The sequence below is a fragment of the Streptomyces sp. NPDC111606 genome (assembly GCF_055656945.1).
Window position 1 is genome coordinate 47,736 of sequence record NZ_JBVKBY010000009.1, and the last position, 24,855, is coordinate 72,590.

At 70.8% G+C, this 24,855-nt stretch carries 24 protein-coding genes; 14 read left to right on the plus strand and 10 right to left on the minus strand.

Going from position 1 to position 24,855, the window contains the following annotated elements; translation table 11 throughout:
* The first annotated feature begins 86 nt into the window (after positions 1-86).
* Positions 87-1,697 (plus strand): serine/threonine protein kinase, encoded by a 1,611-nt coding sequence (locus ACZ7M7_RS29345; RefSeq protein ID WP_472121807.1) that lies wholly within the window; start codon positions 87-89, stop codon positions 1,695-1,697.
* Here ACZ7M7_RS29345 and ACZ7M7_RS29350 read toward each other — a convergent pair whose 3' ends face one another.
* Entirely contained in the window at positions 1,698-3,134 is a 1,437-nt protein-coding gene (locus ACZ7M7_RS29350; RefSeq protein WP_472121810.1) for a serine hydrolase domain-containing protein, read from the minus strand.
* Positions 3,135-3,253: 119 nt separating this feature from the next.
* Between ACZ7M7_RS29350 and ACZ7M7_RS29355 the strand changes: the two genes are divergently transcribed.
* Positions 3,254-4,225, plus strand: a complete 972-nt coding sequence (locus ACZ7M7_RS29355; RefSeq protein WP_472121813.1) for an LLM class F420-dependent oxidoreductase — start codon at positions 3,254-3,256, stop codon at positions 4,223-4,225.
* 138 nt (positions 4,226-4,363) lie between these two features.
* Entirely contained in the window at positions 4,364-5,407 is a 1,044-nt protein-coding gene (locus ACZ7M7_RS29360; protein ID WP_451173548.1) for a hypothetical protein, read from the plus strand.
* A 28-nt stretch (positions 5,408-5,435) separates the two neighbouring features.
* Here the strand turns inward: ACZ7M7_RS29360 and ACZ7M7_RS29365 are convergent, their stop codons facing one another.
* Together ACZ7M7_RS29365 and ACZ7M7_RS29370 are read right to left on the minus strand one after the other, a co-directional pair.
* Positions 5,436-5,918, minus strand: coding sequence for a DUF6328 family protein (locus ACZ7M7_RS29365; protein WP_383625673.1), 483 nt, complete (start codon positions 5,916-5,918; stop codon positions 5,436-5,438).
* An 85-nt stretch (positions 5,919-6,003) separates the two neighbouring features.
* Complete coding sequence (locus tag ACZ7M7_RS29370; RefSeq protein WP_472121816.1) at positions 6,004-6,987, minus strand: aldo/keto reductase; 984 nt, start codon at positions 6,985-6,987, stop codon at positions 6,004-6,006.
* A 137-nt stretch (positions 6,988-7,124) separates the two neighbouring features.
* Here ACZ7M7_RS29370 and ACZ7M7_RS29375 point away from each other — a divergent pair, with 137 nt between their 5' ends.
* Complete coding sequence (locus ACZ7M7_RS29375; protein ID WP_472121819.1) at positions 7,125-8,816, plus strand: cholesterol oxidase substrate-binding domain-containing protein; 1,692 nt, start codon at positions 7,125-7,127, stop codon at positions 8,814-8,816.
* Positions 8,817-8,820: 4 nt separating this feature from the next.
* Here the strand turns inward: ACZ7M7_RS29375 and ACZ7M7_RS29380 are convergent, their stop codons facing one another.
* Positions 8,821-10,044, minus strand: coding sequence for an FAD-dependent monooxygenase (locus tag ACZ7M7_RS29380; protein ID WP_472121822.1), 1,224 nt, complete (start codon positions 10,042-10,044; stop codon positions 8,821-8,823).
* Between the two features lie 347 nt (positions 10,045-10,391).
* Between ACZ7M7_RS29380 and melC1 the strand changes: the two genes are divergently transcribed.
* Together melC1 and melC2 are read left to right on the plus strand one after the other, a co-directional pair.
* Entirely contained in the window at positions 10,392-10,814 is a 423-nt protein-coding gene (gene melC1, locus ACZ7M7_RS29385; protein ID WP_472121825.1) for an apotyrosinase chaperone MelC1, read from the plus strand.
* Positions 10,815-10,876: 62 nt separating this feature from the next.
* Positions 10,877-11,701, plus strand: coding sequence for a tyrosinase MelC2 (gene melC2, locus ACZ7M7_RS29390; protein ID WP_472121828.1), 825 nt, complete (start codon positions 10,877-10,879; stop codon positions 11,699-11,701).
* 18 nt (positions 11,702-11,719) lie between these two features.
* On the opposite strand, the gene ACZ7M7_RS29395 is transcribed toward melC2, so the two are convergent.
* A complete protein-coding gene (locus tag ACZ7M7_RS29395) occupies positions 11,720-12,415 on the minus strand; it encodes a ribonuclease H family protein (protein ID WP_472121831.1) in 696 nt (231 codons plus the stop codon).
* A gap of 36 nt (positions 12,416-12,451) precedes the next feature.
* Positions 12,452-13,252 carry a VOC family protein gene (locus ACZ7M7_RS29400; protein ID WP_472121834.1) on the minus strand — a complete coding sequence of 267 codons (801 nt, stop codon included), beginning with the start codon at positions 13,250-13,252 and terminating at the stop codon, positions 12,452-12,454.
* Between the two features lie 150 nt (positions 13,253-13,402).
* Here ACZ7M7_RS29400 and ACZ7M7_RS29405 point away from each other — a divergent pair, with 150 nt between their 5' ends.
* The 5 genes from ACZ7M7_RS29405 (at position 13,403) to ACZ7M7_RS29425 (ending at position 19,219) form a co-directional block, all read left to right on the plus strand.
* Positions 13,403-14,410, plus strand: coding sequence for a zinc-binding alcohol dehydrogenase family protein (locus tag ACZ7M7_RS29405; RefSeq protein ID WP_472122479.1), 1,008 nt, complete (start codon positions 13,403-13,405; stop codon positions 14,408-14,410).
* 320 nt (positions 14,411-14,730) lie between these two features.
* Positions 14,731-16,167, plus strand: a complete 1,437-nt coding sequence (locus tag ACZ7M7_RS29410) for a family 2B encapsulin nanocompartment shell protein (protein WP_451173524.1) — start codon at positions 14,731-14,733, stop codon at positions 16,165-16,167.
* 16 nt (positions 16,168-16,183) lie between these two features.
* Complete coding sequence (locus ACZ7M7_RS29415) at positions 16,184-17,242, plus strand: family 2 encapsulin nanocompartment cargo protein terpene cyclase (RefSeq protein ID WP_472121837.1); 1,059 nt, start codon at positions 16,184-16,186, stop codon at positions 17,240-17,242.
* Between the two features lie 50 nt (positions 17,243-17,292).
* Positions 17,293-18,171 carry a geranyl diphosphate 2-C-methyltransferase gene (locus ACZ7M7_RS29420; RefSeq protein ID WP_383626387.1) on the plus strand — a complete coding sequence of 293 codons (879 nt, stop codon included), beginning with the start codon at positions 17,293-17,295 and terminating at the stop codon, positions 18,169-18,171.
* A gap of 118 nt (positions 18,172-18,289) precedes the next feature.
* Positions 18,290-19,219 carry an SGNH/GDSL hydrolase family protein gene (locus tag ACZ7M7_RS29425; protein ID WP_472121840.1) on the plus strand — a complete coding sequence of 310 codons (930 nt, stop codon included), beginning with the start codon at positions 18,290-18,292 and terminating at the stop codon, positions 19,217-19,219.
* Positions 19,220-19,235: 16 nt separating this feature from the next.
* On the opposite strand, the gene ACZ7M7_RS29430 is transcribed toward ACZ7M7_RS29425, so the two are convergent.
* The gene (locus tag ACZ7M7_RS29430) at positions 19,236-19,715 is read right to left on the minus strand and encodes a VOC family protein (protein WP_383611330.1); all 480 of its coding nucleotides are present in this window, start codon (positions 19,713-19,715) and stop codon (positions 19,236-19,238) included.
* 124 nt (positions 19,716-19,839) lie between these two features.
* Here ACZ7M7_RS29430 and ACZ7M7_RS29435 point away from each other — a divergent pair, with 124 nt between their 5' ends.
* From ACZ7M7_RS29435 to ACZ7M7_RS29445, 3 genes are all read left to right on the plus strand, one after another.
* Positions 19,840-21,045, plus strand: a complete 1,206-nt coding sequence (locus ACZ7M7_RS29435; protein WP_472121843.1) for an epoxide hydrolase family protein — start codon at positions 19,840-19,842, stop codon at positions 21,043-21,045.
* Positions 21,046-21,154: 109 nt separating this feature from the next.
* On the plus strand, positions 21,155-21,793 hold the full coding sequence (locus tag ACZ7M7_RS29440) for an ATP-dependent Clp protease proteolytic subunit (protein ID WP_472121846.1): 639 nt from the start codon (positions 21,155-21,157) through the stop codon (positions 21,791-21,793).
* A 1-nt stretch (position 21,794) separates the two neighbouring features.
* The gene (locus ACZ7M7_RS29445; RefSeq protein WP_383611339.1) at positions 21,795-22,397 is read left to right on the plus strand and encodes a ClpP family protease; all 603 of its coding nucleotides are present in this window, start codon (positions 21,795-21,797) and stop codon (positions 22,395-22,397) included.
* 15 nt (positions 22,398-22,412) lie between these two features.
* On the opposite strand, the gene ACZ7M7_RS29450 is transcribed toward ACZ7M7_RS29445, so the two are convergent.
* The 3 genes from ACZ7M7_RS29450 to ACZ7M7_RS29460 form a co-directional block, all read right to left on the minus strand.
* Positions 22,413-22,862 (minus strand): helix-turn-helix domain-containing protein, encoded by a 450-nt coding sequence (locus tag ACZ7M7_RS29450; RefSeq protein WP_472121849.1) that lies wholly within the window; start codon positions 22,860-22,862, stop codon positions 22,413-22,415.
* A 99-nt stretch (positions 22,863-22,961) separates the two neighbouring features.
* Positions 22,962-23,417, minus strand: a complete 456-nt coding sequence (locus ACZ7M7_RS29455; protein ID WP_328429876.1) for an ATP-binding protein — start codon at positions 23,415-23,417, stop codon at positions 22,962-22,964.
* Positions 23,418-23,516: 99 nt separating this feature from the next.
* The gene (locus ACZ7M7_RS29460; RefSeq protein ID WP_472121852.1) at positions 23,517-24,665 is read right to left on the minus strand and encodes a DUF6777 domain-containing protein; all 1,149 of its coding nucleotides are present in this window, start codon (positions 24,663-24,665) and stop codon (positions 23,517-23,519) included.
* Positions 24,666-24,855: the final 190 nt, after the last annotated feature.

Below are 24,855 nucleotides of genomic sequence, written 5' to 3' on the forward strand. Positions count from 1 at the left end.
CCCTTTAGTTGAGGTTTTCGTTGAACGCTTCCTGTCCCGTCTCTCGTACTTCCTGTGAGAAATGAGAATCAGGGGTTCAGCGAGGGATGGCCATGGTCAAGGCGCGCGTCTCCACTTCCGAGTTGGTCGCCGGGAGGTACCGGCTCGTCGATGTCGTGCATCACGAGACGAACCGCGTCAGTTACTACGGCGAGGACATCGAGACCGAACACCCGTTCCTTCTGATGCAGATCGGGCTCCCCGACGACTCCAATCCGGATGACAGGCGCCGCGCCACCTCGCGCCTCCTGCGCACGTCCGAGCGGATCGGGCTGCTGCGCCCGGGCGCGGTCGCCACGGTCGTGGACGCCATCGAGGACGGCGGGAACCTGTGGATCGTCACCGAGTGGATCGACGGTACGCCCCTCGGCGAACTCCTCACCCAGCAGGGCACGTTCAACTATGTGCGGGCCGCGCGCATCGGCCTGGAACTGCTCGACGTACTGGAGGCGGCGCACGTCGCCGGCATCACGCACGGCGAACTGAGCCCCGGCCAGGTGTTCGTGCGCGGCGACGGCACCGTGGTGGTCACCGGCTTCGGACTGGCCGGCGCCACGCTTGTGCCCCGGGTCGCCGCACCGTCGTACGCCTCACCGGAGCAGGCCCGCGACGAGCACATCGGACCGGCGTCCGACCTGTGGGCGCTCGGCGCGATCCTCTACGCCATGGTCGAGGGGCGCCCGCCGTATCGCGAACGGGACCGGCCCGAGGCCACCTTGAAAGGCGTGGACCGGCTTCCGCTGCGCGCCCCGGTGCGTGCCGGGCCGCTCACCCAGGCCGTGCAGGGACTGCTGCGCAAGGACTCCCGGGAGCGGCTGAGCAGACCCGTGGTCCGCGACGCGCTCGTGCGCGCCCTCAACGAGGATCCCGAGACGCCCCTGCCGGCCGAGCCGCGCCCCCGGCTGCGCGGTCTGTACGCCGTCGGACCGGGCTGGGGCAGGCGCGCCATGATCGCCGGCACCGCGCTCGCCGTCGTCACGGTCGCCGCGGCCGTCCTGGTGGTGACCAGCGACCGGTCGGACGACTCGGACCCCTCGGCGGCCGGTACGGCACCCAGCCCGTCGGCCTCCGCCGAGAAGCCCACGGCTCCGGCTCCGACCGCTTCCCCCACGAAGGAACCCACGGCCTCCCCCACGAAGAGCGCGCCGGAGACCGCATCGCCCACCGCGTCCCCCTCGGACACGGGGCTGCCCTCAGGCTTCCGGACGTACACCTCACCGGAGGGCTTCTCCCTCGCCCTTCCCCAGGATTGGAAACCCCTGAGCACCACGCGCGCCTCGGACCTGGCGTACCGGGTCGTGTTCAGCGCGCAGGGCGATCCGCGCACCCTCGCTGTCACCTACAGCGAACGCGTCGGCCCGGACCCCGTCGCCGTGTGGCGCGACGACGTCGAGCCCGGACTGAAGCAGGCCGACGCCGACTACGAACGCATCGGCGACATCGAGGCCACCACGTACCAGGGGTACAAGGCCGCCGACATCCAGTGGCTCGCCGACGTGGACGGCACCCGGGTGCGCACGTTCGGCCGCGGCTTCCTCATCGGCGACCAGCTGGGCTACTCGCTGCGCTGGACGACCCCGGCGGACGACTGGAACGACGCCGACAACCAGGAGGCCCTGGACACCGTCCTGAGCACCTTCCGGGTGCCCGAAGCCTGATCAGGCCGGCACGCGGGGTGCGGACATCGCCCGCAGCGGCAGGCGGTGCAGCGGTTCCGTCCGCCAACGCGTCGTGAAGGTCCGGTCCTTGAGCGAACACGTCACCTCCAGGTGATGCGGGGTCTCCAGGAACGCGATGTCCACGGCGAGGGTGTCCGCGTCGGTCCAGCCGCCGCTGACGGCGGTGGGCACCGCCCCCTCGGTGACGGTCCAGCCGGCCTCCCCGAGTCGCAGCCCAAGCGGATGGCCGTCCTCGGTGAGGGTCAGAGCCCAGCCGTCGCCGTCCGGCGTTAGGTCGACCGCGGTCAGCCTGGACAGGTTCCCGTCGACGTCGCCGTACGGGGTGAACGCGGCGGCGGACCAGGCCTCCGCCGGCTGGGGTGGCGCGGGCTCGCCGGCGGCGGGCGGCAGCGCCAGACCCGCCAGCCGCTCGGCCAGGGCAACGTCCGCCGCCTCGCCGCCCGTCAGGGGCGCGGGGCGGAACGCGGGCAGGAGATGCTCCCAGACCAGGTCCAGGAGACCCTGCATGTTCCAGGTGTCCGCGGTCGTCGCGATCACGGCGTCCTGCTCGGGCAGCACCAGGCAGAACTGACCGAACGCGCCGTCGCCGCGATAGCCGTGCCGGGACATCCAGAACTTGAAGCCGTACCCGTGCTGCCAGTCGTCCCCGGGCATGACACCGGAGTTCGAGATCTGCGGGCGGGTCGCCTCGGCCACCCACCACTCGGGCAGCAGCCGCTTGCCGTCCCACATCCCGCCCCGCAGATACAGCCGGCCGAGCCGGGCGATCGCGTCAGTCGTGGCGTGCAGTCCGCTGAACCCGAGCTCCCGGCCGTCGCGGTAGCGCAACCACGCGACCTCGCCGATGCCGAGCGGGTCCAGCAGGCGCGGCCGGAGATACTCGGTCAGCGACTGACCGCTCGCACGCTGGACGATGGCGGCGAGCGTGAAGGTGGCGGGCTGGTTGTAGGCGAAGACCGTGCCCGGGTCGCGGGTCGGCGCTGCCAGCAGGAACCCGCGGACGAGGTCCTCACGGTCCTGTGCGCGCGCCTCGTCGAGTGCGTCGGTCTCGTGCCCGCTGGCCATGGACGCCACATGTCGCACGAGCATCGCGCGGCTGCGCGGATCGGTGATGTCGGCGTCGAACTCGGGGAAGTACGAGATCACCGGGTCGTCGAGGCGGATGAGCCCCTCGCCGGCGGCGATCCCGGCCGCGGTCGAGGTGAAGCTCTTGCTGATCGAGTAGAGCAGATGCGGGCGTTCGGGGGTGTACGGCGCCCACCAGCCGGAGGCGACGAGCCGGTCGTGGCGCAGGATCATCAGGCTGTGCGGCTCGATGTCGGGGGCGGCGTCGAGGGCGTCGAGGAAGGCGAGGACACCGGAGGCGTCGACGCCCTGGGCGGCGGGCGTGCTCGAAGGCAACGGGCGAACACTCATACGAGCATCCTCTCCGATACCGAGGCCATGGCAGAGGCATTCACGCCCGGAGTCCGCGCCCCGTCCCGACCGTCCCGTCGATCCCGTTTTCACCACCCCTGTCCGGGGACTCGGGCCGCATGGTGCAGATCGGATACACGATGATGACCGAGCAGGCCTCCCCTCGTGACCTGGTGGACCACCTGGTCCGCGCCGAGGAAGCCGGCTTCGACTTCTCTGTGACCTCGGACCACTACTTTCCGTGGCTGCGTTCACAGGGTCACTCCCCGTACGCGTGGAGTCTCCTGGGCGCGGCCGCCCAGGCCACGTCGCGGATTCCCCTGATGACCTACGTGACGTGTCCGACGTTCCGGTACCACCCGGCGGTGGTCGCGCAGAAGGCGGCCACGATGCAACTGCTGTCCGAGGGCCGGTTCCGGCTGGGCCTCGGTTCCGGCGAGAACCTCAACGAGCATGTCGTGGGCGGTGGTTGGCCGTCCGTGGACGTGCGGCACGAGATGTTCGAGGAGGCCGTGGAGATCATCCGCGCGCTCTTCCAAGGCGGCCATGTGAACCGTCGCGGCACGCACTTCGACGTGGAGTCGGCCCGCCTGTGGGACCTGCCGGACCAGCCACCGCCCATCGGTATCGCCGTCTCCGGTGAGCAGTCCTGCGAACTCGCGGGCCGGCTCGGCGACCTGGTGATCGCCACGGAACCCAAGGCGGACCTGCTGGCGGCGTTCGACCGGCACGGCGGCGCGGGGAAGCCGCGCGTGGGACAGCTGCCCGTGTGCTACGACCCCGACCGGGACACCGCGATCAAGCGCGCCCACTCCCAGTTCCGCTGGTTCGGCGGCGGCTGGAAGGTCAACGCGGAGCTGCCGCACCCGGACTCCTTCGAGGCGGCGACCCGGTTCGTCACGCCGGACGACGTCGCCGACGCGATCCCGTGCGGCGACGACGTGGATTCCTTCGTCGAGGCCGTCCGTCCGTTCGCCGCGGCCGGCTTCACCGAGGTCGCCCTGGTCCAGATCGGCGGCGAGGAACAACGGCCCTACATCGACTGGGCGGAGACAACGCTGCTCCCCGCGCTGCGGGACGCGCTCGGCTGACGCGCGCGAGCACACGCGCACCGCACCCGGCGGCACCGGGGACCGCGAGAGCGTCGTCCGCGGGTGCCATAGGCTGCCGGTCGGCACCTGAGCCTTCCCGGCGGTGCCTTCCGAGCAGCCCCAACAGGAGAGTCATCCGTGACACTGGCGTTCGTCCCGCCCGAGACGTCCCCCGCGTCCCAGCCCCCGCTGTCCGATCTCGTCGCGCGGGACGCGCGTGAGTTCGGCGTCTACGCGCGGACCGGCGGATGGGCCTTCGGCCTCATGGTGGCGCGCAGCGTACGGCCCGGCGGGCAGAGCGCGGGCGAGACGCCGAAGGTCTCCGCGAAGGAGTTCGCCGAACTCGCCGGGTGCTCCCCCGACCGCGTCATGCGCTACTACAAGGCCTGGGACCGCGCCGCCGACGACGGTCTCGTCCCGCACTTCGAGACGCTGACGCCGGGCGACGAGGTGGAGCTGCCCGACGCCGAGGTGTGGCTCAGCTACTACGTCTCCCGCAACAGCGCCACCTCGGAGCGGGGCACCGCCATCACCGAGGCCGCCGAGGCCGAGGGCATCCGCCCGACGAAGGCGCTGGAGGTCGCCGAGAACCCCACCGCGCTGCGGGCGGCGATCCTCGCCGACCCCTCGACGGCCCGCGCGGCCCGCCAGGCGCTCCTCGACCGGGTCCGCGAGGACCCCGATCTGCAGGCCGAGTTGGCACGGGACGTCGTCCGCACCGACGACCTCAAGAAGGCCGTCGCCACCGAGAGCCGGGCGGCCGACCGGATCGGCTACGTCCGCCAGATCGCCGAGTCCGGCCAGTTCAAGACCCCGGCCGGGCAGACCGTGGACGCGCCCGTCGACCTGCGCCAGGAGGCCGAGCGGCACCTGTCGCTCATCGACGAGCTGGAGGACGAGCAGGACACCGGCGAGTGGGCCACCGAGGCCTACGACACCATGAAGTCCCTCGTCGCCGAGACCGTGGAGGCCGACCCCGAGCTGCGGGTGCAGGAGCGGCGGACGAAGTTCTACAGCAGCCTGCAGCGGGCGACGAAGGTCTTCGAGGAGCTGACCTTCGACGATGTGCAGGAGTTCGTCGAGGACGACATGGTCCAGCAGCTGGAGGAGCTCCAGCAGGCCGTCGCCTCGTGCATCACCGCACTGCGCGGGGCCCGGTCGGGCCCCGCGCAGGAGCAGTAGCCGCTCACATCTGCGTGCTGCCGCCGCTTCACTCCGTGTGGCGGCGGCGCGCCCACAGGGGCAGCACGAACCAGCACAGCAGATACCAGAGGACCACGCCCGTGACCAGCCAGGGGACGTAGTCGTCGTGGGTGGCGACCCGCAGGATGAGCAGGAGCGAGGACGCCGTCGTGGCGAGGAGCAGGAGCAGGCCGACGAAGGTCAGCCGGGAGGCCCACTGCACGGCCTGCGGCTTGATGCGGCTACCCGACACCAGACGGTGCAGGGACACCGGACCGATCAGGGCTCCGGTGGCGGTGGCACCCAGCACGACCGTCACGATGTAGATCGTCTGGTCCGTGTCGCTCAGCGTGTCGTACTTCGACGTGAAGACCACGGTGAGCAGGAAGCCGAACAGGATCTGGACGCCCATCTGGGCCACCCGGACCTCTTGGAGGAGCTCGCCCCACATCCGGTCGGCACGCTCCTCCTCGCTCTCGTCCCGTCCCGTCCGTCTTTCATGCTCAGTCATGCGCTACGAGTAACCGCAGCGTCGAGCGCTCAAACGGCGTGGTTCCGGGAGCAGTCGGGTGGTCACCGCCGCAGGCGCACCGGGTCTACCAGCGGCCCGCCACCTGGTCCTGGATCCGCCGGTCGTAGAGGTCCCGGATGGCGGTGAGCGTGTCCCGGGACAGCTCCGGCAGTGCGGCCGCAGCAGCGTTGGCGCGGGCCTGGTCGGGCGTCCGGGCGCCCGGGATCACGGTGGTCACCCCCGGCTGCTGGATGATCCAGCGCAGCGCCAGCTGGGCCGGCGTATAGCCCTGCGGGGCCAGCTCGGCGAACTCGGCGGCGGCCTCGACGCCGGTGGCGTAGTCGACGCCCGAGAAGGTCTCGCCCTGGTCGAAGGACTCGCCGTGCCGGTTGTAGGTGCGGTGGTCGTTCGCGGCGAAGACGGTGTCCTTGGTGTACTTGCCCGACAGCAGGCCGGAGGCCAGCGGCACCCGGGCGATGATGCCGACGCCGGCCTCGTGCGCGGCGGGCAGCACCTCGCGCAGGGGCTTCATGCGGAACGGGTTGAGGATGATCTGCACGCTCGTGACACCCGGGCGGGCGATCGCGGTCAGCGCCTCCTCACAGGTCTCCACGCTGACGCCGTACCGGGCGATGCGCTCCTCCGCCACCAGGGTGTCGAGGGCGTCGAACACCTCGTCCGTCGAGTAGACGGAGGTCGGCGGGCAGTGCAGCTGGACCAGGTCGAGGCGGTCGACGCCGAGGTTGCGCCGCGAACGGTCGTTCCAGGCACGGAAGTTGTCGAGGACGTAGTTCTCGGGGATCTGGTCGACGCGGCGGCCCATCTTGGTCGCCACGAAGATGTCCAGCTCGGGCCTGGCGCGCAGGAACGTGGCGATGGTCTGCTCGCTGCGCCCGTCGCCGTACACGTCGGCCGTGTCGAAGAAGGTCACTCCCGACTCGACCGCCGCCTCCAGCACGGCCAGGGCTTCCTTGTCGTCGACGTCTCCCCAGTCGGCGCCCAGCTGCCAGGTACCGAGACCGACGACGGATGCCCGCTGACCCGACCTACCGATTACACGCTCGTCCATGGCGTCAGTGTGTCATTCGTCATCCATGTGCGCGGAACAGGCCCCTCCGCCTCGTTACCTGTGAATCCATCACTCACACGGGTGAATCAAATCGACAGGCGAGCGGTGCCTGTCAAGGCGGTCCCTAGCGTGAGCCCGTGACCGACGACTTCAGCCGCAGGGGCTTCCTGCGCACGGCAGCCGCGCTGACGGCCGTACCGACTCTTCTGCCGGCGGATCCGGCCGCCGCGGCACAGGAGTTGCCCGACTTCCCGGCCGATGTGGCGCTCTACCGCTCGGCGTACCGCAACTGGGTCGGCGAGATCACCGCCGACGGCCTGTGGGCCTGCGCACCGGCCCGCGCCGAGCGGGTGGTCGCCGTCGTCAACTGGGCCTGGCGGCACGGTTGGAGGGTCCGTGCCCGGGGTGCCTCGCACGGGTGGTCGCCCCTGACGATCACGCAGGGCACCCCGTCGGACGCGCCGGTCCTCCTCGTGGACACCGCCTCCCATCTCACCGGCCTGTCCCTGGAGTCGCCGACGGCCGTCCGCGCCGGCACCGGCGTCACCCTGGAGGCCCTGCTCACCTACCTCGAGGAAAATGGCCTCGGCGTCACCGCGGCGCCCGCGCCCGGCAACCTCACCCTGGGCGGCGCCCTGACCGTCGACGCGCACGGCACCGCCGTACCGGCGCACGGCGAACAGCGGTTGCCCGGGCACACGTACGGTTCGCTGAGCAATCTCGTGCTGTCGCTGACGGCCGTCGTCTGGGACGAGGCCAGCAGTGCGTACGTGCTGCGGACGTACGGCCGTGACGAGGCGGACTGCGCCGCCCTGCTCGCGCATCTCGGCCGCTCGCTGGTCACCGAGGTCGTGCTGCGCGTGGGCGTGAACACCAACCTTCGGTGCGTCAGCCGTACGGACATCCCGGCGGGCGAGCTGTTCGCCGCGCCCGGCACCGACGGGCGCACCCTCGCGAGCTTCCTGGACCGGTCCGGGCGGGTCGAGGCGATCTGGTTCGCCTTCACCGAGTTCCCCTGGCTGAAGGTGTGGAGTGTCTCCCCCACCAGGCCGCCGGCCTCGAGGCGCGTGACGAGGCCGTACAACTATCCCTTCTCCGACAGCGTCCCGACCCCCGTCGCGGACCTGGTGGGGCACATCGTGTCGGACGGGGCCTGGTATCTGGCACCGGTGCTCGGCAACGCGCAGTACGACGTGGCCGCGCTCGGACTGGCGGCGACGCTGTCGGCGGACATCTGGGGGCCGTCGAAGAACACGCTGCTGTATCTGCGGCCGACGACGCTGAGGATCGCCACGAACGGCTACGCGGTGCTCACCGGCAGGGCGCAAGTACAGCGCGTCGTGGCCGAGTTCACGGCCTTCTACCGGGAGCGTCTCGCGGCGTACGCCGACCGGGGGCAGTTCCCCGTCAACGGGTCGGTGGAGATCCGGGTGACCGGCCTCGACGATCCGGCGGACGCCGGCCTGGACGGGGCGCGGACCCCGCTGCTGTCGGCGCTCCGCCCACGCGACGACCGTCCCGAGTGGGACACCGCCGTCTGGCTGAACATCCTGACCTTGCCCACGACACCGTACGCGGAGGCCTTCCTGAGCCAGATCGAGCGGTTTCTGCTGCGCACCTTCGACGGCGAGTACGCCATGACCCGCGTCGAGTGGTCGAAGGGCTGGGCCTTTACGAAGGAGGCCGCCTGGAGCGACGGGGAGGTGCTGGGCACGGTCGTGCCCGGCACGTTCGGGGAGGGCGTGTGGGGCGAGGCTTCCGGGGTCCTGGACCGCCTCGACCCCCACGGCGTGTTCGGCAACGCCTTCCTCGACCGGCTGTTCCGGTGAGGCCCTAGGTGCGGGATGCCAGAGCCCTGGCGTGCACGGTGCGTGCGACCTTCGGTCCGAGCCAGCGCTTGAGACGGCGCATGGCCTCCAGTTGCCCGGCCGCCCTGTCGATCTTGTAGTACAGCTGCGGCGGCAGATGCGGCAGCAGGGGTGAGTGGCGCTGGCCGAGCAGGGCGAACATCTGGTCCGGGGGCAGCTGGAGGTAGCGGTCCAGGTCCTCGTACCACTGGGCGCTGTAGCGGGCCGCGCTCTGGATGGACAACAGGGCCTGCTTGCGCTCCCGTTCGTAGTGGGCGAGCGCCTGCGCGAGGACCGGGTGCTCGTGCAGGGCGTCGGCGAGGGCGATGGCGTCCTCCAGGGCGAGGGTGGTGCCGGCTCCGATGGAGTAGTGCGTGGTGTGGGCGGCGTCGCCGAGCAGGACGAGGTTGTCGTGGTGCCAGGTGTGGTTGAAGAAGGTGCGGAAGGGCCGCCACCGGTCGCTGCCGTCGGCGCCGGAGCGGCCGATGAGGGGGTGGCCGTCGAGGACGCCGGCGAAGAGCCTCTCCAGCAGGGCCAGTCCGTCGGCCTCGCTGGCGGTGTCGAAGCCCAGGCCGGTCCAGGTCTCGGGGGCGCATTCGACGACGCAGGTGCTGGCGTCGGGACCGAAGCCCTGGCCGTAGCCGTACCCGTAGCACCAGATCCAGCCGTGGGCGGTCTCGACGAAGGCGAAGGTGAACGCGTCGAAGACCTTGCTGGTGCCGAGCCAGAGGTAGCGGTTGCGGCCGGCTCTGGCCTGGGTACCGAAGTGCTCGGCGTACTGGGTGCGCAGGGAGCTGTGGACGCCGTCGCCCGCGACGACCAGGTCGGCGGCGGGAAGGTTCTCCGGCGTGATCTCGTGCTCGTAGTCCAGCCGTACACCCAGCGCCCGGGCGCGTTCGGCGAGGATCGCCAGCAGCCGGTGGCGGCCGATGCCGTGCCCCGAGTCGCTGGGCCGACGGGTCGTCACGCCCCGGACATGGGCGACGCCTTCGTCCCAGCGGACCGAGCTCTCCTCGATGGCGCGCGCGGACACGGGGTCGTGCTCGTACAGCTTGACGAGCAGTCCGCGCCAGTACGTGACGCCCCAGCCGTAGGTGGAGCCCTCCGGATTGCGCTCGTGGACGGTGATGTCGTGCGACGGGTCCCGCAGCTTCAGCAGGATCGAGAGGTAGAGGCCGGCGGGCCCGCCACCGGCACAGGCGATCTTCACACATACCCCTTGAAAATACGCAAATCGGCCATATCTACTCGGCAGAGTAGCAGGACGAACACCCCATCCCGCGGCATTGCGGATCGCGCCACTTTCCGTGCGTGAGGTGGACCACGCGCGCCGGCTCCGCCGACGAAGGACCATCCGGAATGCGATCTCCCGGGGGAGGAATTTCCCGTTCCGGGGCTTCACGCCCGCCATCGCGGCAAGATCACCTTCATTCAACCTTGCACGACATGTAGTTACTTGTCCGGATCGGGGCCAACCACTGCCGAGCGATTTCTTCCGCTCTCGTCCGGCCCGATAGGCATGCGGAGTCGCCAACCGAACGAACTCAGGAGGTCCGCATGCCGGAACTCAGCCGTCGCCGTGCGCTCACCGCCGCGGCCGCCCTCGCCACCGTGGCCGGTGTCCAGACGGTCACCGCCCACACCGTCACGACCGCGTCCGCCACCCCCACCGCGTCCACCGGGTCCCCTGGACCCACCGCCGGACACGACCACCACGCCCCGGCCCCGTCGCCCTTCGACGAGGTCTACAAGGGCCGCCGGATACAGGGCGGGCCGGCTGCGGGCGGCGGTCACGAGCACCATGGCGCCGGATACGCCGTGCTGGTCGACGGGGTGGAACTGCATGTGATGCGCAATGCCGACGGCAGTTGGATCAGCGTCGTCAGCCACTACGACCCCGTGCCCACGCCGCGCGCCGCGGCCCGCGCCGCCGTGGACGAACTGCAGGGCGCCGCACTCCTCCCCTTCCCCACCGGCTGACCCACCGGCTGACCCGCCGCCCGACCGACCCGCCCCACCCGCACTTTGGAGCACCAGCGACCATGACCGTCCGCAAGAACCAGGCCCTGCTCACCGCCGACGAGAAGCGGCGATTCGTCTCCGCGCTCCTGGAGTTGAAGCGCAGCGGCCGCTACGACGAGTTCGTCACGACCCACAACGCCTTCATCGTCGGCGACACCGACAACGGCGAGCGCACCGGACACCGTTCGCCGTCCTTCCTGCCCTGGCACCGCAGATTCCTGCTCGAGTTCGAGCGCGCGCTGCAGGAGGTGGACGCCTCGGTCGCGCTGCCGTACTGGGACTGGAGCACCGACCGCTCGATACGGTCCTCGCTGTGGGCGCCCGACTTCCTCGGCGGCACGGGGCGCAGCCGCGACGGACAGGTGATGGACGGGCCGTTCGCGGCATCGACCGGCAACTGGCAGATCAACGTACGCGTCGACGGGCGTACGTTTCTGCGACGGGCGCTCGGCGCCGGCGTCCGGGAGCTGCCGACCCGGGCCGAGGTGGAGTCGGTGCTCGCCATGCCGACGTACGACATGGCGCCCTGGAACAGCGGGTCGGACGGCTTCCGCAACCACCTGGAGGGCTGGCGCGGCGTCAATCTGCACAACCGGGTGCATGTGTGGGTCGGCGGACAGATGGCGACCGGCGCCTCGCCCAACGACCCGGTGTTCTGGCTGCACCACGCCTACATCGACAAGCTGTGGGCGGACTGGCAGCGCCGGCACCCCGGCTCCGGCTATCTGCCGACGGCCGGGACGCCGAACGTGATCGACCTCAACGACACGATGAAGCCGTGGAACGACGTGCGCCCGGCCGACCTGCTGGATCACACCGCGCACTACACCTTCGACGCGGCCTGAGCCCCGTAGGGCTCATGGTCATGCCTCGGCGGTCCGGCACTCCGGGTGGCCCCAGCCCTGGGCGTTCTTGGCGATGGACTCGCCCGCCGCATAGCCGCGGCCGCAGAGGCAGCGGCCGGGGAACTTGGCCTTGATGGTGCGCGAGGAGCTGCCGTTCTTCCGCGGCGCCGCAGCCTTGCGGCGCGGGGCCGACTTGGCCTTCGGGGTGTCCGGGGAGGGCGGCGGCACCGGTGAGCCGAGCCCGCTGCCCGCGGCCTCCTGCACGGTCGCGGCCTGGCTTGCGGCGCGGTCGGCGAAGTCGTTCAGCGGGTCGCCGTCGACCTGGTGGGCGGGAACGTAGCGGAACTCGACCGTGCGGCCGTCGAGCAGTTCGTCGATGCGTACGACCAGATCCTGGTTGGCGACCGGCTTGCCGGCGGCCGTCTTCCAGCCGTTGCGCTTCCAGCCCGGCAGCCAGGTGGTGACGGCCTTCATGGCGTACTGCGAGTCCATGCGGACCTCCAGCGGTACGCCGGGGTCGGTCGCGGTGAGCAGCTGTTCCAGGGCGGTGAGTTCCGCGACGTTGTTGGTGGCCCTGCCGAGCGGTCCCGCCTCCCAGCGGGCCGGGGTCTCCGTCTCGTCCGCGACCACCCAGGCCCAGCCCGCCGGTCCGGGGTTTCCCTTCGAAGCCCCGTCGCACGCGGCCACTACACGTTCACGCATGTGCCCGATCATGCCATGGGCGGGCCGGGTGCCAGGTCGCGGAGTCGGTCAGGAGACGTCGCTGAGCTTGGGCATGTCGCCCTCGGTCGTGCCGGTGTCGATCACCGAGAAGTTCGCGCCCTGCGGGTCGCTCAGCGCCGCGAACCGGCCGAACGGGCTGGTCATCGGGCCGAAGCGCAGCACACCGCCGAGCTTGGTGGCCTTGGCGACGGCGTCGTCGCAGTCGGGGACGTTGAAGTAGACGTTGATCCACGGCGGGATGTCGGGTGGGAAGTCGTCCGTCATCTTCATCCGGCCCAGGGCCATGTCCTCGCCAAGGGTGTAGAGCCGGAAGTCCATCTCGCCGTCCTCCATCTGCTGCTGCCCGTAGCCGAAGACGGCGGGGAAGAAGGCGTCGGACTTCTCCGGCTCGCGGGTGAAGATCTCCGACCAGCAGAAGGCGCCGTGCTGGTCCATCTCCGTCTCGAAGCCCTTGTGGGTGCCGGGCTGCCAGATACCGAAGACGACACCGCCGGGGTCCCGGGCCAGGCACATGCTGCCGAACTCGCCGACCGCCATCGGCTCCATCAGGATCTCGCCGCCGTTCTCGCGGATCTTGGCGGCGCTCGCGCCCGCGTCGGAGGAGGCGAAGTAGAGGCACCACTGCGACTGGCCCTCCTGGCCGGGCATCGGCGGCACCACCGCGGCGGCCGCCTTGCCGTTCGCGTAGGCCTGGGTGTAGTTGCCGAACTCCGTCGACTCCTCGCCGAACGTCCAGCCCAGGACGTCGCCGTAGAAGCTCTTCGCTCCCTCGACGTCACTGAACATCGCGTCGGCCCAGATCGGGGTTCCTTCAGGTTTCACGGCCATGGTTGCGGCCCTCTCCCGGATCGCTGAGTTGTCCGGATTCTTACGCTAGTCACCCGGTCCTCCTGCCGCGCGCCGAATGGCCGCTTCCGCTCCAGACTGGGGTGGACGGCAGCCGGTCGGCGAACGGGACACGGTATGACGGACGGGACGATGCGCGCGTGGTCCGTGGTCGAGCCGGGCCCGGTCGAGTCGGGGTCCCTGCGGCCGGTCGAGAAGCCGGTGCCGGTGCCGGGGGACGACGAGCTGCTCGTGCGCGTGCGGGCATGCGGGGTGTGCCGTACGGATCTGCATGTCGCCGAGGGTGATCTGGAGGTGCACCGGCCGGGTGTGACGCCGGGGCACGAGGTCGTCGGGGTGGTCGCGGGCTTCGGGGCGGCCGTGAGCGGTTTCGGTATCGGGGAGCGGGTGGGGGTGGCCTGGCTGCGGCGGACCGACGGTTCGTGCGGCTACTGCGCGCGGGGCGCCGAGAACCTGTGCCCGGCCTCGGCGTACACCGGCTGGGACGCGGACGGGGGATACGCCGAGTACACGACCGTGCCGGCCGCGTTCGCGTACCGGCTGCCCGCCGGCCTGGACGACGTGGGGTGCGCGCCGCTGCTGTGCGCCGGGATCATCGGGTATCGCGCCCTGCGACGGGCCGCGCTGCCTCCGGGCGGGCGGCTCGGGCTGTACGGCTTCGGGGGCAGCGCCCATCTGTGCGCGCAGGTGGCGATGGCCGAGGGCGCCACCGTGCACGTCCTCACGCGCGGGGCGGCCGCGCGGCAGCTGGCGCTCGATCTGGGCGCCGCATCGGCGGGCGACGCGCAGGAGATGCCGCCGGAGCCGTTGGACAGCGCGATCCTGTTCGCGCCGGTCGGCGAGCTGGTCCCGGTCGCGCTGCGCGCCCTCGACCGGGGCGGCACGCTGGCCGTCGCGGGCATCCACCTCTCCGACGTCCCGGCGCTGCACTACGAGACCGAGCTGTTCTACGAGAAGCAGCTGCGCAGCGTCACCTCCAACACGCGCGCGGACGGCCGTGCGTTCCTGGCGCTCGCCGCCGAGCACTCCGTGCGCGCCACGACGCACACGTATCCGCTCTCCCGTGCGGACGAGGCGCTGCGTGATCTCAAGGCCGGGCGCTTCGACGGGGCGGCCGTACTGGTGAACGACGTCTCCTGAGCCTCGTGCGGCCCGCGCGCCGGGCGGGACACGAAGCGAGAGCTCGCGGGTCGCGCGCCCCTCGCGCCCGCACGTCGCGGCGAACGCGACCGGCGTGCAGGCACCGGCGCGTGTGCCCTCTGCTTCCAGGGAGAGTTTGCACCACCCAGGTGATCAAACCGCCCCCTTCACGCCGTACCGACCCCACCACCTGCGCTGTTTGGCTTGTCCCTGCGACGCGTGCGGCTCACCAGTGCCACTGGGCAGCCCTCATCACGCGTCGGCGGTTGCCGTCGTCACCGACCACTTCGCTCACGCCCGATCACCCTCTAGGGAGATACGTGTCCGTACCCGACAGCGCCACCGGACCCGCCACCGACGACTCGGCCCCCTCCGCCGACGGACAACTCACCAGTCTCAGCACCCATGCGGCGCGCCAGCTCACCACGACCACCAAGTCCGAACCGCAGATGCAGGCCATCTCCTCGCGATGGCTGCTGAAGATGCTGCCGTGGGTGGACGTCAAGGGCGGTACCTACCGGGTCAACCGGCGCCTCCAGCTGCGCGTGGGCCGTGGCCGGGTGCAGTTCGAGCAGAACGGCGCCGACGACATCAAGGTCATCCCGCAGACGCTCACCGAACTGCCCACCCTGCGCGGCTACTCCGACATCGATGTCCTCAAGGAGATCGCGAGCCGTTTCCGGGTGCGCGAGGTCCGGGCCGGCCAGGTGCTCGTCGCGGCCGGGCAGTCGGTCACCGAGGCCTACCTCGTCGTGCACGGCCGCTTCACCCGCTTCACCGAGGGCAAGTACGGCGAGGAGGAGATCCTCGGGGTCGTCACCGACGGCGACCAGCTCGGCGACGAGGCCATCGGCCAGTCCGAGCCGCTGTGGCGGAGCTCGGTGCGCGCGGAGACGGCGGGCGTACTGCTGGCACTCCCCTGGTCCGTGGTCGCGGAGATCGTCGACCGGGTGCCGTCCCTCGCGGCGCACCTGGAGGCGTACGGCGAACGCCAGCAGCTGCCCATGAACCGCAAGGGCGAGGCCCACGTTCCGGTGCAGGCCGGCCACATCGGCGAGCCGACGATCGACGGTGGCTTCGTCGACTACGAACTCGCCCCGCGTGAGTACGAGTTGTCCCTCACCCAGACCGTGCTGCGCGTGCACACCCGGGTGGCCGACCTCTTCAACGACCCGATGAACCAGACCGAGCAGCAACTGCGCCTCACCATCGAGGAGATCCGCGAACGGCAGGAATGGGAACTGGTCAACAACCGGGAGTTCGGGCTGCTGGCCAACGCCGACCACGGGCAGCGCGTCAGCACCTTCACGGGGCCGCCGACCCCCGACGACATGGACGAACTGCTGTCGATGCGCCGCAAGACCAAGCTGTTCATCGCCCACCCGAAGGCGATCTCGGCCTTCTTCCGGCAGTGCAACCGGCGTGGTCTGGTGCCGGGCACGGCGAACGTCGACGGGCACGAGGTCCCCGCCTGGCGCGGTGTGCCGATCTTCCCGTGCAACAAGATCCCGATCAGCCCGCAGCACACCAGCAGCATCATCGCGCTGCGCACCGGGGAGGGCGACCAGGGCGCCATCGGCCTCTATCAGACGGGCATCCCGGAGGAGTACCAGCCGGGCCTGAACGTGCGGTTCATGGGCATCGACGCCAACTCGATCATGCGCTACCTCGTCACCGCCTACTACTCGATGGCGATCCTCGTCCCCGACGCGGTCGGGATCCTGGAGAACGCCCAGATCGGCCGGACGGCCGAGTGACCGCGTGGAGCACCCGATGAGCACGCCCTCCCCCACCTCCGACTTCGCACTGCCGGGGCCGCCGAACATCGCGAGCTCGTTCCGCACCCAGCGGCGCACCGGGGCGATCCCCGGGCTCCGGTACCGGCAGGTGGCGCCCGCCGACCCTGTGAAGGCCGCGGAGGTCGACCGCAGGCTGGAGGAGTGGGCCCGGCATCTCGATCTGTTCCCCGAGGCATGGAAGGGCGACTTCTCGGGGTTCCAGTTCGGGCGGGCCGTGGTGCTCCAGCATCCGGAGGCACTCGATCTGGAACGTCTGACGGCCGCGGGCGAGTTGCTGCTCGCCGAGAACGTCGTCGACTCCTGCTACTGCGAGGAGGACGAGGGCCGGGGCGGCGCGCGCCGGGGACTCGGGGGCCGGCTGATCATGGCCCAGTCGGCGCTCGACCCGTACCACGGCATTCCCGAGCTGGAGGAGGAGTGGCGGCACGGCGTGCGGGCCGACGGTCCGCTGCGCTCGTACCACTTCGCCCTGAAGGACTACGCGGCCTTCGCCACCCCGAGCCAGACCGACCGCTTCGTCCACGACATCGCCCGGCTGCACCTGGGCTATCTCGCCGAGGCGGCCTGGGCGGAGACCCGGTACGTCCCGCAGGTCTGGGAGTACCTGGTGATGCGGCAGTTCAACAACTTCCGCCCCTGTCTGTCGATCGTGGACGCCGTCGACGGCTACGAACTGCCCGAGGTGGTGTACGCCCGCCCCGAGATCCAGCGGATCACGGCGCTGGCCTGCAACGCCACCACGATCGTCAACGACCTGTACTCCTTCACCAAGGAGCTGGCGAGCGACCCCACCCATCTGAACCTGCCGCAGGTCATCGCCGCGAACGAGCACTGCGGTCTGAAGGCCGCCTACCTCAAGGCCGTCGAGATCCACAACCGGATCATGGAGGCCTTCGACGAGGAGTCGGCCCTGCTGTCCGCCACTTCACCGCTGGTCGAGCGGTACGCCCGGGGCCTGTCCGACTGGGTGGCCGGCAACCACGAGTGGCACTCCACCAACACCCACCGCTACCACCTGCCCAACTACTGGTAAAGCGCCATCGAATGACAGAGCGTCACAAGCACCAGCACGAGGAGTCACCGTTGACCATCGCCCCCGACGCCGGCACCAAGGCAGCATCGGTGCCAACCCAGTCCACGTACCAGACCCGCGTCGCGGACTACTGGAACGCCGAGGAGAACCCGGTCAACCTCGAACTCGGAAAGCTCGACGATCTCTACCACCATCACTACGGCATCGGAGCCGCCGACCGCTCCGTGCTCGACGAACCGGACCCGGACCTGCGGCGGGAGCGCATCACCACCGAACTGCACCGGCTGGAGCACGCCCAGGCGGAATTCCTCGCAGACCGGCTCGGCTCCCTCTCCCCCACCGACCGCGTCTTCGACGCCGGCTGCGGGCGCGGCGGCGGCAGCGTCACGGCGCATCTGCGGTACGGCTGCCACGCCGACGGCGTCACCATCTCGCAGAAGCAGGCCGAGTTCGCGAACGCGCAGGCTCGCAAGCGGGGCATCGACGGCCGGGTGCGCTACCACCATCGCAACATGCTGGACACCGGGCTGCAGACCGGGGCCTACGCGGCCTCCTGGAACAACGAGTCGACCATGTACGTCGAGCTCGACCTGCTGTTCGCCGAGCACGCCCGGCTGCTGCGCCGCGGCGGCCGCTACGTGACCATCACCGGCTGCTACAACGACACCTACGGGCGCGCCTCCCGCGAGGTGTCACTGATCAACGCCCACTACATCTGCGACATCCACCCACGCTCGGAGTACTTCCGCGCCATGGCCCGCAACCGGCTCGTCCCGGTCCATGTGGAGGACCTCACCGAGGCCACCATCCCCTACTGGGAGCTGCGCCGTGAGGCCGAGCACCTGGTGACGGGCATCGAGGACACGTTCCTGAGCGCGTACCGCAACGGCAGTTTCCAGTACCTGCTGATCGCGGCGGACCGCGTCTGACCGACCGTCGGGCTCGCGTCGGCCATGGGTGGGTCATGGCCGACGCGCGTCTTCCGCCTTGCGTCGGGCTGTGCTTGCCTGGGGAACCGTTTTCGGTGCCCGGGGCGGGAGTTGCCGTATGCGCAGGCCGTGGATCGTGGGGCTACTGCTGGCCGTCGTGCTGCTCGGCGCGTGCGGCGATCCGGCGTCCGAGCCGGAGGCAGCGGCTCCGCCGGACGTACCGCAGGCGTCGGTGACCACGCAGCAGCGGGCGCCGGCTTCGCCGAGCGCGAGCACCGGCACCGGCACCGGCACCGGCAAGAAGGCCCCCGCGAAGGGGCCCACCGTGCTGTACCTGGGCGACTCGCTGGCCATGGAGGCCCAGGACGTGCTCGGGCAGGAGCTGCGGCGCGAGCTGAGGGCGACGTACACGAGCGCCCCGTATTCGGGGACGACCCTGTGCGACTACCTGGAGGGCACCGGCGAGCGGTCCCTCGTGCCGGTCGCGGACAAGGCGGCCGCCCTGGTGCGCAGGTTGCGGCCGGACTTCGTGGTGCTGCAGTTCTGGGGGAACGCGTGGGGCTACACACCGTGCATGGACGGGATCACCCATGACGCCTCTCCCGAGAAGTACTTCAAGCGGTACGAGGCCGACCTGAAGCGGCTCACCGACCAGATCGCCGCGGCCGGTGAGACACGGATCGTCTGGGTGCTGCAGGGCCCGGACCCGATCACTCCCGACCGGGTCCGGCGCGTCAACGCCCTGTACGAGGTGCGGGCCGGCGCCTCGGGCGGCCTGCTCGCCGACGCGGGCAAGGCGCTGAGCGCGGCGGGGGCCCGTTACTCCTGGGTCCAGTACCTGCCGTGCACGGCATACGAGCGCGAGCACGGCGAGTACTGCACCCAGCCGGACCGCGACCGGACCGCCCTGCACCGCGACGACGACTATCTGCACTTCTGTCTGGCGCCCACGACCTCCAAGCCGAAGCCGTGCCCGGCCCGCTCGCCCGGGATCCTGCGGATCGCCCGGGAGATCACCCGGGTGATCGGCACGCACGCAACCGGTTGATTGCGGGGCCCGTTCCCTACCCGACGTAGGCCTTCTCCAGAGCGGCGATGTCGAACTTGCTCATCTCCATGAAGGCCTTGGTCACGCGGGCCGCCTTCGCCGGGTCCGGGTCGGTGACCATGGCGTCGAGACTGTCCGGTACGACCTGCCAGGACAGCCCGAACCGGTCCTTGAGCCAGCCGCAGGGGCCGGGCTCGCCGCCGCCCTCGGTGAGCTTGGCCCAGTAGTAGTCGATCTCCTCCTGGTTCTCGCAGAAGATCATGAACGAGGTCGCCTCGGTGAACTTGAACTGGGGGCCGCCGTTGAGCGCGAGGAACCTGTGGCCGTTGGCCGTGAACTCGACGGTCATGACGGAGCCGGCCGGCTGGAACGAGCCCTCGGGGTAGCGCGCGATCTTGCCGATGGCGGAGTTCTTGAACACGGAGACGTAGAAGTTGGCGGCCTCCTCGGCCTGGCCGTCGTACCAGAGACACGTCGTGAATCCGTCGGTTGCCATGGGTACCTCCTGGGCGTGCGGAACGCTGTCACCTGTACCGACCGATCCTCGCCCCGGAACTCATCGGTCGCGCGGCCGGCTAATCCACGTGGCCGTTACACCGTTCGGAACTAGCATCGCCGTCATGACGCCTGAGTCCGCCGCCAACGGCATCCACCCGTTCCGCATCGACATTCCGCAGAGTGACCTGGACGACCTGCACGACCGCCTCGACCGCGCCCGGTGGCCCGACGAGCTGCCCGGGGTCGGATGGGCCTACGGGGTGCCGTCGGAGTACCTGCGCGAGCTGGTGCGCCACTGGCGGCACGAATACGACTGGCGGGCGGCGGAGGCGCGGCTGAACGCGTGGCCGCAGTTCACGACCGAGATCGACGGCGCGCATGTGCACTTCGCGCACATCCGCTCGCCCGAACCCGACGCCACCCCGCTGATCGTCACGCACGGCTGGCCGGGTTCGTTCGTGGAATTCACCGACATCGTCGGTCCGTTGACGGACCCGGCCGCGCACGGCGGCGATCCCGCCGACGCCTTCCACGTGGTCCTGCCGAGCATTCCCGGGTTCGGGTTCTCCGGCCCCACCCGGGAGCCCGGCTGGGAGGCCCGCCGGATCGCCGACGCATGGGTCGAGCTGATGACACGCCTCGGCTACGAGCGGTTCGGCGCCCAGGGCGGCGACTGGGGTGCGGCCATCTCCCGCGAACTGGGCCGCGTCCACCCCGACCGGGCCATCGGCATCCACCTCAATCTCCTGCCCGGCGCGCAGGCGGCCACCGAACCGACTGCCGAGAAGCTGGCGGCGCTGCGCCCCGAGGAACGGGAGCGGACGCTCACCTCGTGGCGCCGGTGGGCCAAGTGGTTCCGGGACGGGACGGGCTACTTCCACATGCAGTCCACCCGGCCGCAGACCCTGTCGTACGCGCTCACGGACTCGCCGGTCGGCCAACTCGCCTGGATCGTCGAGAAGTTCCAGGAGTGGACCGACTCGGAGCAGTTGCCGGAGGAGGCCGTCGACCGGGACCTGATGCTCACCAACGTGATGCTGTACTGGCTGACGGGCACGGCGGGTTCGTCCGCGCGGGTGTACTACGAGCGCGCCCATGCCAAGGGTGACCGGGTGGCCGCACAGCACGAACCCTCGACCGCCCCGACCGCGGTGGCGTGCTTCCCCGGCGACCCGCAGATCCCCCTGCGGCACAAGGCGGAGCGGACGGAGAACATCGTGCGCTGGACGGAGTTCGACCGGGGCGGGCACTTCGCGGCGATGGAGGAACCGGATCTGCTCGTCGGGGACGTACGGGCGTTCTTCCGGCAGATGCGCGAGAAGGGCTGACGCCCGCTCTGCCGGTAGCGAATCTGCCGCGGGCAGAGAATCCGCATTCCGGCATCGTTCGAGGTCAAGAGTGGAGTCGAAGGCATCCCCGCCACCACGAGGAGAACCGATGACTCCACTCACGACGCTCGCGCCGCGGGCCGAGGAGGGCGACACCGCGCCCACCCGCTTCGACGACCAGTTGGCCGCCCAGCTCCTGGGCCAGCGCATCGTCCTGCTGGGCACCCAGGTCGACGAGGTCTCCGCGAACCGGGTCTGCGCGCAACTGCTGATCCTGTCCGCGGAGGACCCGCGCACCGACATCAGCCTGTACATCAACAGCCCGGGCGGCTCGGTGCACGCCGGCCTGGCCATCTACGACACGATGCGGCTGATCCCGAACGACGTCGCGACGCTCGCGATGGGCTTCGCGGCCAGCATGGGCCAGTTCCTGCTGAGCGTGGGCAGCGCGGGCAAGCGGTTCGCGCTGCCGAACGCGCGGATCATGATGCACCAGCCGTCGGCGGGCATCGGCGGCACCACCGCGGACATCGAGATCCAGGCGGAGAACCTGGAGTTCACCAAGAGGACCATCGAGCGGATCACCGCCGAGCACACCGGCCAGACCCCGGAGAGCATCTCCCGGGACGGTGACCGCGACCGCTGGTTCACGGCCGAGGAGGCCAGGGAGTACGGCATGGTGGACCAGGTCGTGGAGTACCTCGCGGATGTCCGCCCGGCCGCCTCAAAGCGACGGATGGGGCTGTGACATGGGGAACTACACGATTCCGTACGTCGTCGAGCGGACCGCGCACGGCGAGCGGTCCTCCGACGTGTTCAGCCGGCTGCTGTCGGAGCGGATCATCTTCCTGGGCACGGAGATCGACGACGGCGTGGCCAACGTCGTCATCGCGCAACTCCTGCATCTGGAGTCTTCGGCTCCGGAGAGCGAGATCGCGATCTACCTCAACTCCCCCGGCGGCTCGTTCACTTCGCTCATGGCGATCTACGACACGATGACGTTCGTGCAGGCACCGATCTCGACGTTCTGCGTGGGGCAGGCGGCGTCCACGGCGGCCGTGCTGCTGGCCGGCGGGGACCCGGGGCGGCGGTTCGTGCTGGAGCACGCGCGGGTGCTGCTCGGTCAGCCCGCCTCCGGCGGCAGCCGTGGGGTGGTGTCCGATCTGGCCCTCCAGGCCAAGGAGATGGTCCGGATCCGCTCGCAGGTCGAGGAGGTGCTGGCCCGGCACACCCACCACGACATCACGACGCTGCGCGCGGACATGGACCGCGACAAGGTGTTCACCGCCGAGGAGGCCGTGGCATACGGCCTGGCCGACGAGGTGCTGAGCCGGCGCCTGGTGGGGGTCTGAGGCGCCGGCGCGACCTCACGCCGCGAGGCACATCCCGTCGTGGCGTGAACCGGCCCTGGTCCGGCTGCCGGTGGGGGCCCGGTGGCCGGTGAGCCGGACGAGCTCGCCCTGCGCCTGCGACAGCAGGTCGGCGAGGCCGAGTCCCAGGGCGTGGGCGGCGGCCGCGAGGACCTCCGAGGAGGCCTCCTTGCGGCCGCGCTCCACCTCCGAGAGATACGGCATGGAGATCCGGGCCGCGTCGGCCACGTCCTTCAAGGTGCGCTCCTGGGCGAGGCGCTCACGGCGCAGGACGTCGCCGACGAGGTCGCGCCAGAGGGGTTCCCTGGGTGCCGGGGCGGGCGGTGTGGCGGCGGGCGCGGATGCCGGGGTGGCAGGGCGTTCGGACGCGGGGCGGGTCGTTCCCGGGCGGGCGGCGGGCGGGCGCAGGGGAATGACGCGGGCTTCGTTCGGCGCTTGTTTGCTCACCTTCCCAGCCTATGAGGGTGCGGCGGCAGGGGAAGGGGCCGGCGTTCCGCCCTGGGGGAAACCGGCGCTACGCACCGGCACGGAACTCCCGGCCCGGCGTCACTCGTCGGCCAGCCGCAGTACCGCTCGAACCCGCTTGCCGACCGGCACCCGTTCCACGGCGACCTCGGCGGCAAGCGCGTGGACGATCTCCAGTCCGTGCCGGCCGACCCGCTGCGGATCCCTGGGGTAGCGGCGGGGCAGCGCGGCACTGCTGTCGTACACGCAGACCGTCACCGCGTCGTCGGTGCCCTCCAGATCCAGGATGTACGGGCCGTTGCTGTGCCGGTCGGCGTTGGTGACCAGCTCGCTGACCACCAACAGCACCTTGTCCTCGGCCGGCTGCCCGATCGTGGCGCACCACTCGGTCCTGAGTCGCCCGAGGAACAGCGCCGCGAAGGACCGCGCCTCGGCGATGCATCCCTGTTCGCCGCTGTAGTGCGCCGCCCGCCGAAGCGGTTCCACGGGCACGTCGAAACCAGTCGGAATCACTGCCCCGTCCACGTGCTCGATCATGCGTTTCTCTCTCGGAAGCCGGCCCCGGCCGGACGCTGCTGCACCAGTCCTGTTACCCAGCGCGGCGCCGCGCAGTCCCCGTGCAGGTCGCGCCGTACGTCACAGCGGCGGCGACTGCGATGTGTCCTCCATGGGCGCCGACCGGGACGTCGTGGTCGTGTCCTCGTCCGGCGGCGGGACGGAGGTCTCCGACGGCTCGGGCTCGGTGGTCGGAGGTTCGGAGGTCGAGGTTTCCGGAGTGGACGATTCCGGGGTTGATGTCGGCGGGCTGGACGGGGAACTCGGCGACGCCGGCGTCGAGACGCTCACCGACGGGGAGGGCTTCACCGGCCGGTCGGTCTTCCTGTCCTTGTCACCGTCATCGCCGCGCTCGCGGGCGACCCACTCGTCGCGCTCGTCGTCGAAGATGACGAACACGTCGACGATCGTCGTCGAGGGCACGACCACGACGACGTTCGAGGAACGGTACGACGGCCAGGAGTCTCCCGTCCGCTTGAGTGTGCCCTGCTGGGCGACCGGCGGGGTCAGCGGGTTGCCGCAGGCGCAGCGCACCCGGGGCACCCCGCGGTCGTCGACCATGACCGCCGTGCCGCTCTGGAGGACGGCCTGGTAGCCGTCGGCGGCGCCGTCGCGGTAGCCGTGGTTGGTGACACGGGTGTCCATGCGCAACTGGACCGGCGTGAGCGAGCGCAGATGGGCGGGGACGTCGGAGGGGTCGACACGGGCGACCGACGCGAACGCCCTGTTCTTCTCCGGAGCCGCCTGAAGGTACTCGATCTGCTTCTCGACGTCGCATGCGGCGGCGTTGCGGCTGCCGCCGTACAGGCCGGGCGCGCCGCCGTCGACCCCGCGTACCGCGTTCGACGGTGCCGACTCGGTGGCCGCGGTCGGGGTGGCGGGCGGGGCGGAGCTGTCCGTGGCGGTGGACTCGGTGAACGGGTCGGGTCCCGTCTTGCCGGCGGCCTGGAGGAAGACCTCCCCGTCGGCGGTCGTGCCGTTGCCGCCGCCGCCCCCGTCACCGCGGGAGAGGACGACGGCGAGAATCACTGCGGCCACGACCACGACGGCGATCGCCGCGACGCGGGGCACGGACCGCCACCAGGGGCGGCGCGGTCCGGGGCCGGGCGCTCCGGTGCCGCCGGCGGACGGGGGCTGCGAGGGCGGGCCGGAGGGTGGCTGGGAGGGGCCGGACAGGGGGCCCGAGGGCGGTCCTGTGGGGCGGCCGGACGACGGAGGTTCGACGCTCACGAAGCCTTCTTCCCAGCGTGCTGGATGGCGCTTTCGCCGCGCACCCTTGTCTCTGGTGTCTGTCTCTTTGTCTCTGGTGTCTGTCTCTTTGTCTCTGGTGTCTGTCTCTTTTGTCGCTTCCCTGCGTTGCACCCATTCTGTGCTCCGGTGCCGCGCCGCCCGCAAGCCGACGCGGACGGACCTCCCGGCG

Excerpts from the sequence above, each read along its gene's own strand:
- ACZ7M7_RS29345 (WP_472121807.1), top strand. The coding sequence starts at position 87 with ATGGCCATGGTCAAGGCGCGCGTCTCCACTTCCGAGTTGGTCGCCGGG.
- ACZ7M7_RS29350 (WP_472121810.1), bottom strand. The coding sequence starts at position 3,134 with ATGAGTGTTCGCCCGTTGCCTTCGAGCACGCCCGCCGCCCAGGGCGTC.
- ACZ7M7_RS29355 (WP_472121813.1), top strand. The coding sequence starts at position 3,254 with ATGGTGCAGATCGGATACACGATGATGACCGAGCAGGCCTCCCCTCGT.
- ACZ7M7_RS29365 (WP_383625673.1), bottom strand. The coding sequence starts at position 5,918 with ATGACTGAGCATGAAAGACGGACGGGACGGGACGAGAGCGAGGAGGAG.
- ACZ7M7_RS29370 (WP_472121816.1), bottom strand. The coding sequence starts at position 6,987 with ATGGACGAGCGTGTAATCGGTAGGTCGGGTCAGCGGGCATCCGTCGTC.
- melC1 (WP_472121825.1), top strand. The coding sequence starts at position 10,392 with ATGCCGGAACTCAGCCGTCGCCGTGCGCTCACCGCCGCGGCCGCCCTC.
- melC2 (WP_472121828.1), top strand. The coding sequence starts at position 10,877 with ATGACCGTCCGCAAGAACCAGGCCCTGCTCACCGCCGACGAGAAGCGG.
- ACZ7M7_RS29395 (WP_472121831.1), bottom strand. The coding sequence starts at position 12,415 with ATGATCGGGCACATGCGTGAACGTGTAGTGGCCGCGTGCGACGGGGCT.
- ACZ7M7_RS29400 (WP_472121834.1), bottom strand. The coding sequence starts at position 13,252 with ATGGCCGTGAAACCTGAAGGAACCCCGATCTGGGCCGACGCGATGTTC.
- ACZ7M7_RS29405 (WP_472122479.1), top strand. The coding sequence starts at position 13,403 with ATGCGCGCGTGGTCCGTGGTCGAGCCGGGCCCGGTCGAGTCGGGGTCC.
- ACZ7M7_RS29415 (WP_472121837.1), top strand. The coding sequence starts at position 16,184 with ATGAGCACGCCCTCCCCCACCTCCGACTTCGCACTGCCGGGGCCGCCG.
- ACZ7M7_RS29425 (WP_472121840.1), top strand. The coding sequence starts at position 18,290 with ATGCGCAGGCCGTGGATCGTGGGGCTACTGCTGGCCGTCGTGCTGCTC.
- ACZ7M7_RS29430 (WP_383611330.1), bottom strand. The coding sequence starts at position 19,715 with ATGGCAACCGACGGATTCACGACGTGTCTCTGGTACGACGGCCAGGCC.
- ACZ7M7_RS29435 (WP_472121843.1), top strand. The coding sequence starts at position 19,840 with ATGACGCCTGAGTCCGCCGCCAACGGCATCCACCCGTTCCGCATCGAC.
- ACZ7M7_RS29440 (WP_472121846.1), top strand. The coding sequence starts at position 21,155 with ATGACTCCACTCACGACGCTCGCGCCGCGGGCCGAGGAGGGCGACACC.
- ACZ7M7_RS29445 (WP_383611339.1), top strand. The coding sequence starts at position 21,795 with ATGGGGAACTACACGATTCCGTACGTCGTCGAGCGGACCGCGCACGGC.
- ACZ7M7_RS29455 (WP_328429876.1), bottom strand. The coding sequence starts at position 23,417 with ATGATCGAGCACGTGGACGGGGCAGTGATTCCGACTGGTTTCGACGTG.